This is a genomic window from Acidovorax sp. SUPP950, assembly GCF_030158935.1.
Classification (GTDB): domain Bacteria; phylum Pseudomonadota; class Gammaproteobacteria; order Burkholderiales; family Burkholderiaceae_C; genus Paracidovorax.
In genome coordinates this window covers 806,218-818,729 of record NZ_BQXE01000001.1, presented here as the reverse complement: position 1 = coordinate 818,729, position 12,512 = coordinate 806,218, and the positions used below count along the sequence as shown (strand labels likewise).

Here is a 12,512-nt window from a genome sequence, read left to right as displayed (position 1 = left end):
CACCTCCCGCCACGCTGGGCCAGGGGGGCGCGGGGAGCGCGTCGCCCCGGTCCGATGCCGTGCCGCAGCTCATCGCTGCCACGGCGCTTTCGCTGCCCGAGCAAGCGGGCGCGCTGGCGCGGGCCCGGGCCTTTGCGGAACCGCTGCTGTCCAGCGAGACGCTGGAGACCGGTGAGAACACCTTCGCGCATGCCGAAGCCGTCGCCTCCATCCTCAAGAACATCGGTGGGTCGGAAGCCATGCAGGCGGCCAGCTATCTGGTGCATGCCTGCTCCCACCTGAACAAGCCCGAGGAGGTCATCGCCAAAGCCTTCGGGCAGAACTTTGCCGCCCTGGCCGTGGAGACCACCAAGCTCATGCGCGTGCAGCAGCAGGCGCGCGAAGCCCAGCTTGCGGGGCAGCCGGTGGACGACCCCGCCACGCAGACCGAGAACGTGCGCAAGATGCTGCTCGCGTTCTCCCGGGACCTGCGCGTCGTGATGCTTCGTCTGGCCTCGCGCCTGCAAACCCTGCGCTTTTACGCGGCCACCAAACGCGCCGTGTCGCCCGGCATCGCGCGCGAGGCCCTGCAGGTGTTCGCCCCGCTGGCCAATCGGCTCGGCATCTGGCAGATGAAGTGGGAGCTGGAAGACCTGTCCTTCCGGTTCCTGGAGCCGGAGACCTACAAGCAGGTGGCCCGGCTGCTGGACGAAAAGCGGGCCGAGCGCGAGGTGTACATGGAGCAGCTTCGCGGCCGGCTGGAGTCCGAACTGCGGGCCCGCAGCATCAGCGCCAGCGTGCAGGGCCGGCCCAAGCACATCTACAGCATCGTCAAGAAGATGCGTGGCAAGTCGCTCGACTTCGAGCATGTGTTCGACATCCGGGCGCTGCGGGTGGTGGTGCCTTCAGTGAAGGATTGCTACGCCGCACTGTCCTGGGTGCACGAGCATTTCAAGCCCATCGACGCCGAGTTCGACGACTACATCGCCAAGCCCAAGCCCAACGGCTACCAGTCGCTGCACACCGTCGTGCGCGACGAGACGGGCAAGGCCATCGAAATCCAGATCCGCACCCAGGCCATGAACGACCACGCCGAGCATGGCGTGGCCGCGCACTGGGCCTACAAGGAGGCCGGCACCAAAGGCTATGCGGGCGTTTCGGCCTCCGGCGAATACGACGCCAAGATCGCGGTGCTGCGCCAGTTGCTGGCCTGGGAGCGGGACATGGCGGGCACCGTGCAGCACGGGGGGCTGTTCGAGGACCGCATCTACGTGCTCACGCCGGACGCGGCCGTGGTGGAGCTGCCGCAGGGCGCCACCCCGGTCGATTTCGCCTATGCGGTGCACACCAGTGTCGGCCACCGTTGCCGCGGCGCGCGTGTCGACGGGGCCATGGTGCCGCTCAACACGCCGCTGCAGAACGGGCAGACGGTCGAAATCACCACCGTCAAGGAAGGCCGCCCGTCGCGCGATTGGCTCAATGCCGAGCTGGGCTACCTCACCAGCCACCGCGCCCGCGCCAAGGTGCGTGCCTGGTTCAACGCCCAGGCCACGCATGAGACCACGGCGCGGGGCCGCGAGGCAGTGGAAAAGCTGCTGCAGCGCGAGGGCAAGACCGCCATCAAGCTCGACGATCTTGCTGTGCAGCTGGGCTTCAAGACGGCGGACGCCTTGTTCGAAGTGGTGGGCAAGGACGAGTTCTCGCTGCGCACCATCGAGACGCTGCTGCGCCCGCCCGAACCCGTGCTGCAGCCGGACGATTACCTGCTGCTCAAGAAGACGCGCACCTCCGAGACCGCGCCCAAGGGCGGGGTGCTGGTGGTGGGCATCGATTCGCTGATGACCCAACTGGCCAAGTGCTGCAAGCCTGCGCCGCCCGACAGCATCCGGGGCTTCGTCACGCGCGGCAAAGGGGTGAGCGTGCACCGCGCCGACTGCAGCAATTTTCGTGAGATGGCGGCGCGCAGTGCCGAACGCATCATCGAAGTGGAGTGGGGGCAATCCAAGGCGTCCGCCGGTGCCGGCCCGTCGGTCTATCCGGTGGACGTGTCGGTCGAGGCTGCAGACCGGCAAGGCCTACTGCGCGACATTTCCGAGGTCTTCGCCAGGGAGAAGACCAACGTGATCGGCGTTCAGACGCAGTCCGTGAAAGGCACGGCTTGGATGACGTTCACGGTGGAGGTGGCCGACTCCGGCCGGCTCAACAAAGTGCTTGGCATCGTGGCCACGGTGCAAGGCGTGCGCTCTGCACGGCGCCGTTGAAAGAAAGCGCGCGAAGTTGCCTGGAACGCGTATTTTTTACTGCTACAATCTCGCTTCTCGAATACACACAGGCGCGTAGCTCAGCTGGTTAGAGCACCACCTTGACATGGTGGGGGTCGTTGGTTCGAGTCCAATCGCGCCTACCAACTAACCATTGGTAAAAGCCTTCCAAATCATCGATTTGGAAGGCTTTTTTTATTTCCGAAAGGGCTTTTCGGGCGTCCTGCCGCAAAGTGTCAGCGGGGCAGGGGGGATGCGGCTCTTGCAATTGGTCCCGGGTCTTCGAGGTCGCGCCTCGAATGGTTTGCTCCCGTTGTCTCGGATCGCTTGGATAAACCTCCGCAAAGCCGCCAGAAAAAGCCTTGGCGTGGATGCCAACAAAAAATGCCAGCCAGCGTTGGCTGACTGGCATTCGATGTTGCAGGCTTTGCCTTCCGGAGAAGAGGCCCATTCCAGGGCCCTCTCCAGAAATACCGCTCAGCGCTTGTCCAGCGGCTGCACGTCGCGGCGCTCCGCGCCCACGAACAGTTGGCGGGGGCGGCCGATCTTGTACTCGGGGTCACCGATCATTTCGTTCAGCTGGGCGATCCAGCCCACGGTGCGGGCCAGCGCGAAGATGCCGGTGAACAGGTTCACCGGGATGCCGATCGCGCGTTGCACGATGCCGGAGTAGAAGTCCACGTTCGGGTAGAGCTTGCGCTGCACGAAGTAGTCGTCTTCCAGGGCGATCTTTTCCAGTTCCTTGGCCAGGGCGAACAGCGGATCCTTTTCGAGGCCCAGTTCGGCCAGCACTTCGTTGCAGGTTTCCTGCATGAGCTTGGCGCGCGGGTCGTAGTTCTTGTATACGCGGTGACCGAAGCCCATCAGCTTCACACCGGAGTTCTTGTCCTTGACCTGCTTGATGAACTCGCCGATCTTCTCCACGCCGCCCTGAGCCTGGATGTCGTGCAGCATGTTCAATGCGGCTTCGTTGGCGCCACCGTGGGCGGGGCCCCAGAGGCAGGCCACGCCAGCGGCGATGGCGGCGAACGGGTTGGTGCCCGAGGAGCCGCACAGGCGCACCGTGGAAGTGGAGGCGTTCTGCTCGTGGTCGGCGTGCAGGATGAAGATGCGGTCCAGCGCGCGTTCGAGCACCGGATTGACCTTGTACTCTTCGCACGGTGTGCCGAACATCATGCGCAGGAAATTACCGGCATAGCTCAGGTCGTTCTGCGGGTACATGTAGGGCTGGCCCACGCCGTACTTGTATGCCATCGACACCAGCGTCGGCATCTTGGCGATCAGGCGGATGGCCGAGATCTCGCGGTGCTGCGGGTTGTTGATGTCCGTGCTGTCATGGTAGAAGGCCGAGAGCGCGCCCACCAGGCCCGTCAGCACGGCCATCGGGTGGGCGTCGCGGCGGAAGCCACGCAGGAAGAACTGCATCTGCTCGTTGACCATCGTGTGCTTGGTCACGCTGTCGCTGAACTCGGTCTTCTGCGCGGGGTTGGGCAGTTCGCCCTTGAGCAGCAGGTAGCAGGTTTCCAGGAAGTCGCACTGCGTGGCCAACTGCTCGATGGGGTAGCCGCGGTACAGCAGCTCGCCCTTGTCGCCGTCGATGTACGTGATCGAGGACTGGCATGCCGCAGTGGAAAGGAAACCGGGGTCGTAGGTGAACATGCCCGTCTGTGCGTACAGCTTGCGGATGTCGACCACGTCGGGGCCGATACTGCCTTGGTACACGGGAAGTTCCACGCTGGGGCTGCCGTTGCTGAACGATAGCGTTGCCTTGTTGTCTGCCAGTTTCATTTCCAGTTTCCTTCTGTTGTTAGCCCGCAAGCGGTGGAGGGGGTGCTGACGCTCTGCGGCGCAGCTGTTCAAGCACTTCCTTGACGTCCCTGGTATCGATCTCGCCCGTGGGTTCCTTGCGCCGCAGCAGCAGGTCCAGCAGGTCGTTGTCGGAAAGGTCCATCAAGGTCGTGAGACCTTGTGCCTGGCGCTGGGTCAGGCGCGAGCCGTAGGTGGCGAAGAACTGCTCGATGAACAGATCGTTCTCCACCAGGCCGCGGCGGCTGCGCCACTTCAGCTTGGCGGCCTCGCGTTCGTCGAGCAATTCGTCGTCGGCCATGGCGGTCAGATGGCGCGACGCACCATCAGTTCCTTGATCTTGCCGATGGCCTTGGTGGGGTTGAGACCCTTGGGGCACACGTCCACGCAGTTCATGATGGTGTGGCAGCGGAACAGGCGATAAGGGTCTTCGAGGTTGTCCAGACGGGCGCCCGTGGCCTCGTCGCGGCTGTCCGCAATGAAACGGTACGCCTGCAGCAGGCCGGCGGGGCCCACGAACTTGTCGGGGTTCCACCAGAAGCTGGGGCAGCTCGTCGAGCAGCTGGCGCACAGGATGCACTCGTACAGGCCGTTGAGCTCATCGCGCTCTTCCGGGCTCTGCAGGCGTTCCTTCTCGGGCGTGATGCCTTCGGTGATGAGGTACGGCTTGATCGAGTTGTACTGCTTGAAGAACTGCGTCATGTCCACGATCAGGTCGCGGATCACGGGCAGCCCGGGCAGTGGCTTGAGCACGATGGTGCCCTTGAGCGTGTTCATGTTGGTGAGGCACGCCAGGCCGTTTTTGCCGTTGATGTTCATCGCATCGGAACCGCAGACGCCTTCGCGGCACGAACGGCGGAACGAGATGGATGGGTCCTGCGCCTTGAGCTTCACCAGGGCGTCCAGCAGCATGCGCTCGTGGCCGTCGAGTTCGATCTCCACGGTCTGCATGTAGGGCTTGGCGTCCTTGTCCGGATCGTAGCGGTAGATTTGAAAGGTGCGCTTCATGGTGTTCTTTCTCGTGGGCTTGTAGGGTCAGAACGTACGGACCTTGGGAGGCACGCTGTCGACCGTCAAAGGCTTCAGGTTCACGGGCTTGTAGGTCAGGTTGTTGCCTGCGCTGTGCCACAAGGTGTGCTTCATCCACTCTTTGTCGTTGCGGCCCAGCGGGAATTCCGCGTGGTCGGCCGGATGCTCGTAGTCATACACGGTGTGGGCGCCGCGGCATTCCTTGCGGGCAGCGGCGGAGGTCATCGTGGCCTGGGCCACTTCGATGAGGTTGTCCACTTCCAGTGCTTCCATGCGCGCGGTGTTCCAGACCTTGGACTTGTCCTTGAGCGTGACGGAACCCACGCGCTCGCGGATGGCGTTGATCTTGACCACGCCTTCATCCATGCCTTCTTGCGTGCGGAACACGCCGGCGTGCTGCTGCATCGACGCGCGGATGTCGTTGGCGACGTCCTGGGCGTAGGTGCCTTCGTTCGAATCCTGCAGCTGGTTCAGGCGCGCCAGGGTGCGGTCGGCGGCGTCGGCCGGCAGGGGCTTGTGCTCGCCGCTGCCCTTGATCATGTCCACGATGTGGCGGCCTGCGGACTTGCCGAAGACCAGCAGGTCGAGCAGCGAGTTCGTGCCCAGGCGGTTGGCGCCGTGCACCGACACGCACGAGCATTCGCCCACGGCGTACAGGCCGTTGACGACCTGGTTGTGCACGTCGCCGTTCTGGATCACGACCTGGCCGTTGATGTTGGTCGGAATGCCGCCCATCTGGTAGTGGATGGTGGGCACCACGGGGATCGGTTCCTTCGTGATGTCGACGTTGGCGAAGTTGACGCCGATCTCATACACCGAAGGCAGACGCTTGTGGATCGTCTCGGCACCGAGGTGGTCGAGCTTGAGCAGCACGTAGTCCTTGTTGGGACCGCAGCCGCGGCCTTCCTTGATTTCCTGGTCCATGGAGCGCGAGACGAAGTCGCGCGGCGCCAGGTCCTTCAGCGTGGGCGCGTAGCGCTCCATGAAGCGTTCGCCGTTGCTGTTGAGCAAGATGGCGCCTTCGCCGCGACAGCCTTCGGTCAGCAGCACGCCGGCACCGGCCACGCCGGTGGGGTGGAACTGCCAGAACTCCATGTCCTGCAGCGGGATGCCAGCGCGTGCCGCCATGCCCAGGCCGTCGCCGGTGTTGATGAACGCGTTGGTCGATGCCGCGAAGATGCGGCCCGCACCGCCGGTGGCCAGCAGCACGGCCTTGGCCTGCAGGGCATACAGCTCGCCGGTTTCGAGTTCCAGGGCGGTCACGCCGACCACGTCGCCAGCGGCGTCGCGGATCAGGTCGAGCGCCATCCACTCCACGAAGAAGTTGGTCTTGGCCTTGACGTTCTGCTGGTACAGCGTGTGCAGCATGGCGTGGCCGGTGCGGTCGGCTGCGGCGCAGGCGCGCTGCACCGGCTTTTCACCGTAATTGGCCGTGTGGCCACCGAAGGGGCGCTGGTAGATGGTGCCGTCGGGGTTGCGGTCGAACGGCATGCCGAAGTGTTCGAGCTCGTACACGACCTTGGGGGCTTCGCGGCACATGAACTCGATGGCATCCTGATCGCCCAGCCAGTCCGAGCCCTTGATGGTGTCGTAGAAGTGGTAGTGCCAGTTGTCCTCGCTCATGTTGCCGAGCGACGCGCTCACGCCGCCCTGCGCCGCCACGGTGTGCGAGCGGGTGGGGAATACTTTGGACAGCGAGGCCACGTTCAGGCCGGCGCGGGAGAGTTCGAGGGCGGCGCGCATGCCGGAGCCGCCGGCGCCGACGATGACGACATCGAACTTGCGCGTGGTGATGTTCGCTTTGGTGTAGCTCATTGTTATTTGCCTTCAGTCGCGGGGGATTGGATCAGAGACGCCAGAGGATCTGGATACCCCAGCCGGCGCAGCCGACGAGCCAGAAGATCGCGATGGCTTGCAGGGCGAGGCGCAAGCCCACGGGCTTCACGTAGTCCATCAGCACATCGCGCGTGCCCACCCAGACGTGCCAGGCGAGGGCCACGATGACGGAGAAGGTCAGCACCTTCATCCATTGCGCCGAGAAGATCGAGGCCCAGCGGTCGTAGCCGATGGGACCCTTGGTCAGCAGCACCTGGGCGAGCAGCACCACGGTGAAGAGCGCCATCAGGGCGGCGGTCACGCGCTGGCTCAGCCAGTCGCGCACTCCGTAGTGGGCACCGACGACGATGCGCTTGGAGCCGTAGTTCACGGACATAGAAGATCCTTTTTTTGTGGGGTTCGTGGGATAAGCCGGCGCGGCTCAGTACAGGCCGAACAGCTTGGCGCCGAGCACGACGGTGAGGGCGATGCTGATGACGAGCGTGGCGGTGGCGGATTTGCTGCCGAAATCCTTGTTCACCGCGTCATGGCTCACGTCCATCCACAGGTGGCGCAGGCCGGCGGTGAAGTGGTGCAGGTACGACCAGATGAGGGCCAGCACGACGAGCTTGAGGAACCAGCCCGGCACGAAGCCCAGGCCCACCGTGAAGGCGGCCTTGAATTTGCCGAAGGAGATTTCGGAGGACACCGAGGTGTCGAACATCCACAGGATGAAGGGGAGCAGCACCAGCATGATCACGCCGCTGACGCGGTGCAGGATCGACACCCATCCTGCGGCAGGAAGGCGGTAGGTGGGCAGGTCCGTGAGGGCATTGATGTTGCGGAATTCAGGCCGCTTTTTGGCGATCTCGGTCATGGCGGTGCTTTCGTGGATGTAACTGCTTTGTAATTTCGCGCGAACGAAACAACCCAAAATTCTATTGCAATGCAACAACCGCAGTGTTTCGGTACGGCGTAATTTCACCGCGCGGTATCGGCATGGTCGGGCAGTCTCAGCTCAGTTCGTTGTGGTAGTGGTGCGTATCGGTGCGATACAGGCCCTTGCGTAACTCCATCGGAACTTCGTTGTAGGTGTAGGCGATGCGCTCCACGCTGAGCAGCGGCGTACCGGGTGCGACCTGCAGCAGCCGCGCCTGTTCATCATCGGGCTGCACTGCCCGCAGCTTCTCGTCGGCGCGCACCATTCTGACGCCGAAATCGATTTCGAACATGGCGTAGGTGGGGCCCTGGTAGCTGGACATCTGCTCGGCGGTCAGCCCCTTGAAGGCCTGCCCGGGCAGCCAGATGTCTTCCAGGATGGTGGGAACGTCGCCGAACGACAGGATGCGCCGGGCATGCACCACGGCGTCGCCGCTGCGCAGCGCCAGGGCGCGAGCGATCTCGGCGCTGGCACGGATGCGGCGGCATTCGATGATGTGGCGCTGGGCCGGCCCCTCGACCCGGGCGTCGCCCGAGTCGGGCATGAGCTTGAGGAACCGGTATTGCACGTGCCGCTCGGCATGCGTGGCGACGAACGTGCCCTTGCCCTGGCGGCGAACGACGAGGTTCTCCGCCGCCAGCTCATCGATGGCCTTGCGCACCGTGCCCTGGCTCACGCGGAAGCGGGCGGCCAGTTCCATCTCGCTCGGGATCGATTCGCCCGGCTTCCATTCGCCATGCTGCAGGCTGTGCAGGATGAGTCCCTTGATCTGCTGGTACAGCGGGCTGAAGGCAGGCGTGGGTGCGCCCGCGCTTCCTGCGGGGAGCGCAGGGCTGTCGGAGGCGGCAACCGGAAGGGTGGACATGGCGGCGGATCGAGGGGCGGCTGGCGCGCGGGGCAAAGGTGGGGTGTTTTCGCGCGTCGGCGAGGCCGGATCATATCTTATATAAGACATAAGACAAATTGACCGGATCCGGATTTCAGCGGTACACTCGGGAGCTGTTCTGCAGGGCACGGGCTGCTTGGTTTGACTGGCGCTGGTGCATCGACTGCACCGACACCCGTTTTTCCACTTTCTGGAGTTTTTCATGAGCAAGAAGCCCGTCCGCGTTGCTGTTACCGGCGCCGCCGGTCAAATCGGTTACGCCCTGCTGTTCCGCATTGCCTCCGGCGAAATGCTGGGCAAGGACCAGCCCGTCATCCTGCAATTGCTCGAAGTGCCCGTCGAAGGCCCGCAAAAGGCGCTCAAGGGCGTGATGATGGAACTCGACGACTGCGCCTTCCCGCTGCTGGTCGGCATGGAAGCCCACAGCGACCCCATGACGGCATTCAAGGACGCGGATTACGCCCTGCTGGTGGGCTCGCGCCCCCGCGGCCCGGGCATGGAACGTGCCGAGCTGCTGGCCGTCAACGGCGCCATCTTCACGGCCCAGGGCAAGGCGCTGAACGCCGTGGCCAGCCGCAACGTGAAGGTGCTGGTCGTGGGCAACCCTGCCAACACCAACGCCTACATCGCCATGAAGAGCGCGCCGGACCTGCCGCGCAAGAACTTCACCGCCATGCTGCGCCTGGACCACAACCGTGCTGCCAGCCAGATCGCCGCCAAGACCGGCAAGCCCGTGGCCGCCATCGAAAAGCTGGCCGTGTGGGGCAACCACTCGCCCACGATGTATGCCGACTACCGCTTCGCCACCATCGATGGCGAAAGCGTCGCCAAGACGATCAACGACCAGGAATGGAACGCCAACACGTTCCTGCCCACGGTGGGCAAGCGCGGTGCCGCCATCATCGAGGCGCGCGGTTCCTCCTCGGCCGCTTCGGCAGCCAACGCCGCCATTGACCACATGCGCGACTGGGCCCTGGGCACCAATGGCAAGTGGGTCACCATGGGTGTTCCTTCGGATGGCCAATACGGCATTCCGAAGGATGTGATGTTCGGTTTCCCTGTCACCTGCGAAAACGGCGAGTACAAGGTCGTCGAAGGCCTGGAAATCGACGCTTTCAGCCAGGAACGCATCGACAAGACGCTGGCCGAGCTGCAAGGCGAGCAAGACGGCGTGAAGCACCTGCTGTAATTTTTTCGGGTTCCGTTTTTTCATGCTCGACTGGAATCCCGCGCTCTATCGCCGCTACGAGGACGAGCGCACGCGCCCGGCCCAGGAGCTGCTCGCGCGGGTGCCCCATTCCGCGCCGGTCCACGTGGTGGATCTGGGCTGCGGGCCGGGCAATTCCACCGAGCTGCTGGTGCGGCGCTTCCCGCAGGCGCAGGTGACCGGCATCGACAATTCCGAAGCCATGCTGGCCAGCGCGCGCGAGCGCCTGCCCGGCGTGTCCTTCTTGCTGGGCGACATCGCCCGCTGGGTGCCCGACACGGCGCCCGACCTCATTTACGCCAATGCCTCCCTGCAATGGGTGGGAGGGCATGGCGACCTTTTTCCGCGCCTGTTCGATAGCCTCGCCCCCGGCGGCGTGCTGGCGATCCAGATGCCCGACAACCGCCAGGAGCCCACGCACCGCCTGATGCGCGAAGTGGCGGCCGAGGCTCCGTGGCGCGAGCCCATCGGCGATGCCGACGCGCTGCGCACCGAGCTCCTGGACATCGGCGGCTACTACGACCTGCTGGCCACGCGCGCCGAGCGCATCGACGTGTGGCACACCGTCTACCAGCATGTGATGGCGTCGCCTGCGGCCATCGTCGAATGGGTGCGCGCCACGGGCCTCAAGCCCTTCATCGACCCGCTGGGCGATGCGTTGCGCGAGGGCTTCCTGGCCGAGTACGAGCGCCGCATCGCCGCGGCCTATGCCGTGCGCAGCGATGGCCGCCGTTTGCTGGCGTTCCCGCGCATGTTCATCGTGGCGCAGCGCCCGTCATGAGCGCGACTGGTGCCCACCCCGCGGCGGTGCTCATGGGCGCCCAGGCCAGTGCCATGCGCTTGCCGGTCTGCGACCATTACAGCGGCGTGGAAGCGCGCATGCGCAAGAGCCTGGAACTGCAAGCCGCCATGGCGGCCGAGCTGGGCCGCTGCGTGTTCGATGTGACCCTCGATTGCGAAGACGGTGCCCCCGTGGGCCGCGAGCGCGAGCATGCCGCCCTCGTGGCGCATTTGGCTCGCACCGCATCCCCCGGTGCCCGGGTGGCCGCGCGCGTGCATGCCGTGGACCACCCCGCCTTCGCCGAAGACATGGCCACCATCGCCGGCGAAGCCGCCACGCGGCTGTGCCACATCATGGTGCCCAAGGTCGAGTCGGTGGACGACGTGCTGCACGCCGAAAAGGCCCTGCTCGCCGCATCGGCAGGGCAGGTGCCGTTGCACGTGCTGCTGGAGTCGCCCGCGGCCGTGCAGCGGGCCTTCGAGATCGCCGCCCATCCGCGCGTGCAGTCGATCAGTTTCGGCTTGATGGATTTCGTCTCGGCGCATGCCGGTGCGATTCCCGCGAGTGCCATGGGATCGCAGGGCCAGTTTGAGCACCCGCTGGTGGTGCGCGCCAAGCTCGAGATCGCCGCGGCATGCCACGCCCACGGCAAGGTGCCGTCCCACTGCGTGGTGACCGAGTTCAACGATGCCGATGCCCTGCGCACGGCGGCCGGGCGCGCCGCGCGCCAACTGGGCTACACGCGCATGTGGAGCATCCACCCGGCGCAGATCCGCCCCATCCTGGAAGCCTTCGCTCCCGAGCAGGACGAGATCGCGCAGGCCGCCCAGCTTCTTTCCACCGCCGCGCACGCCGACTGGGCCCCCGTCAGCGTCGATGGCGTATTGCACGACCGCGCCAGCTACCGCTATTTCTGGCAGGTGCTGGAGCGTGCGCACCAGACCGGCCGCGCGCTGCCCGCCGCGGCGCAGGCCTGGTTTGCCCAGCCGGCCGCGGGTCCACAGGCCTGAGCCGTCCCACCATCAAGTTCCCCACACCTCCTTTTTCGTCGGAGTTCCCATGAAAACCTTCATCGCTTCTGCCCTGATGCTGCTGGCCCCTGCGCTGGTGATGGCGCAAGACGCCGCTCCCGCCAAGCCCGCACCGGCCAAGAGCACGGCCAAGGCCGCACCTGCCAAGGCCGCCGCCAAGGAGAAGTCCGCCGAGGCCAAGCCCGCGGCCAAGCCAGCTGCCAAGAGCGCGGCAGCCAAGCCGGCCGCGGCCAAGAAGGCCACGAGCAGCCGCACGCAGCTCAAGAGCGCCACCAACCAGGTGGCCACCGGCATCATCGCGGCCGAGGCTGCCCTGACGCCGCAGGAACTGGCCATCGCCGAACGCGTGCACACCGGCCACATTCCCTGCGAACTGGGCGCTTCCGTGCATGTGGAAGCCGATGCCAAGTCGCCGGGCCACTTCCGCATCGACGGCAAGGGCTTCAACTACTACATGTCGCCCATCGCGACCAGCACGGGCGCGGTGCGCCTGGAGGACCAGAAGGCCGGCGCCGTGTGGATCCAGATCGCCAACAAGTCCATGCTCATGAACCAGAAGCTCGGCCAGCGCCTGGCTGACGAGTGCATGAGCCCGCAGCAGGTCGCCGTGACCGAATCCATCAAGAAGAACCCGCAGCCTAGCCTGCTGGAAGCCCTGCCTGCCTCCGCCAACGCACCTGCCACCGTGGCGGCGCCAGCGGCTGCATCCGCACCGGCCCAGTGATTCTTCTTGCCCGGGCGCACCCGCTGCGCCCGGACCGCAGGGCCTGCCATGGC

12 protein-coding genes and 1 tRNA gene are annotated in these 12,512 nt (G+C 65.2%); 6 read left to right on the top strand and 7 right to left on the bottom strand.

Annotated elements, in window-relative coordinates:
- Window positions 1-14: 14 nt before the first annotated feature.
- Both AVME950_RS03925 and AVME950_RS03920 read left to right on the top strand, forming a co-directional pair.
- A complete protein-coding gene (locus AVME950_RS03925) occupies window positions 15-2,240 on the top strand; it encodes a RelA/SpoT family protein (protein WP_284429564.1) in 2,226 nt (741 codons plus the stop codon).
- A 69-nt stretch (window positions 2,241-2,309) separates the two neighbouring features.
- A tRNA-Val gene (locus tag AVME950_RS03920) sits at window positions 2,310-2,386 on the top strand.
- Between the two features lie 331 nt (window positions 2,387-2,717).
- Here AVME950_RS03920 and AVME950_RS03915 read toward each other — a convergent pair.
- The 7 genes from AVME950_RS03915 to AVME950_RS03885 form a co-directional block, all read right to left on the bottom strand.
- Window positions 2,718-4,028, bottom strand: coding sequence for a citrate synthase (locus tag AVME950_RS03915; RefSeq protein WP_284399417.1), 1,311 nt, complete (start codon window positions 4,026-4,028; stop codon window positions 2,718-2,720).
- A gap of 19 nt (window positions 4,029-4,047) precedes the next feature.
- Window positions 4,048-4,347, bottom strand: coding sequence for a succinate dehydrogenase assembly factor 2 (locus AVME950_RS03910; RefSeq protein ID WP_284403346.1), 300 nt, complete (start codon window positions 4,345-4,347; stop codon window positions 4,048-4,050).
- Window positions 4,348-4,352: 5 nt separating this feature from the next.
- Window positions 4,353-5,054, bottom strand: coding sequence for a succinate dehydrogenase iron-sulfur subunit (locus AVME950_RS03905; RefSeq protein ID WP_272548188.1), 702 nt, complete (start codon window positions 5,052-5,054; stop codon window positions 4,353-4,355).
- 27 nt (window positions 5,055-5,081) lie between these two features.
- On the bottom strand, window positions 5,082-6,890 hold the full coding sequence (sdhA, locus tag AVME950_RS03900) for a succinate dehydrogenase flavoprotein subunit (RefSeq protein WP_284428824.1): 1,809 nt from the start codon (window positions 6,888-6,890) through the stop codon (window positions 5,082-5,084).
- A gap of 31 nt (window positions 6,891-6,921) precedes the next feature.
- Window positions 6,922-7,287: a succinate dehydrogenase, hydrophobic membrane anchor protein gene (gene sdhD, locus AVME950_RS03895; protein ID WP_272564085.1), complete on the bottom strand. Its 366-nt coding sequence runs from the start codon at window positions 7,285-7,287 to the stop codon at window positions 6,922-6,924.
- Between the two features lie 45 nt (window positions 7,288-7,332).
- Window positions 7,333-7,767 carry a succinate dehydrogenase, cytochrome b556 subunit gene (gene sdhC, locus AVME950_RS03890; RefSeq protein WP_284399427.1) on the bottom strand — a complete coding sequence of 145 codons (435 nt, stop codon included), beginning with the start codon at window positions 7,765-7,767 and terminating at the stop codon, window positions 7,333-7,335.
- A 136-nt stretch (window positions 7,768-7,903) separates the two neighbouring features.
- Complete coding sequence (locus AVME950_RS03885; protein WP_284428823.1) at window positions 7,904-8,695, bottom strand: GntR family transcriptional regulator; 792 nt, start codon at window positions 8,693-8,695, stop codon at window positions 7,904-7,906.
- Between the two features lie 223 nt (window positions 8,696-8,918).
- Between AVME950_RS03885 and AVME950_RS03880 the strand changes: the two genes are divergently transcribed.
- From AVME950_RS03880 to AVME950_RS03865, 4 genes are read left to right on the top strand one after another with little or no spacing between them, the layout of a single operon-like run.
- The gene (locus AVME950_RS03880) at window positions 8,919-9,905 is read left to right on the top strand and encodes a malate dehydrogenase (protein ID WP_284399433.1); all 987 of its coding nucleotides are present in this window, start codon (window positions 8,919-8,921) and stop codon (window positions 9,903-9,905) included.
- Window positions 9,906-9,927: 22 nt separating this feature from the next.
- A complete protein-coding gene (tam, locus tag AVME950_RS03875; protein WP_284428822.1) occupies window positions 9,928-10,704 on the top strand; it encodes a trans-aconitate 2-methyltransferase in 777 nt (258 codons plus the stop codon).
- A complete protein-coding gene (locus tag AVME950_RS03870; protein WP_284428821.1) occupies window positions 10,701-11,714 on the top strand; it encodes an HpcH/HpaI aldolase/citrate lyase family protein in 1,014 nt (337 codons plus the stop codon). Before tam ends, AVME950_RS03870 begins: the two co-directional genes overlap by 4 nt.
- Window positions 11,715-11,763: 49 nt before the next feature.
- The gene (locus AVME950_RS03865) at window positions 11,764-12,459 is read left to right on the top strand and encodes a hypothetical protein (protein ID WP_284428820.1); all 696 of its coding nucleotides are present in this window, start codon (window positions 11,764-11,766) and stop codon (window positions 12,457-12,459) included.
- The last annotated feature ends 53 nt before the right edge of the window (window positions 12,460-12,512 follow it).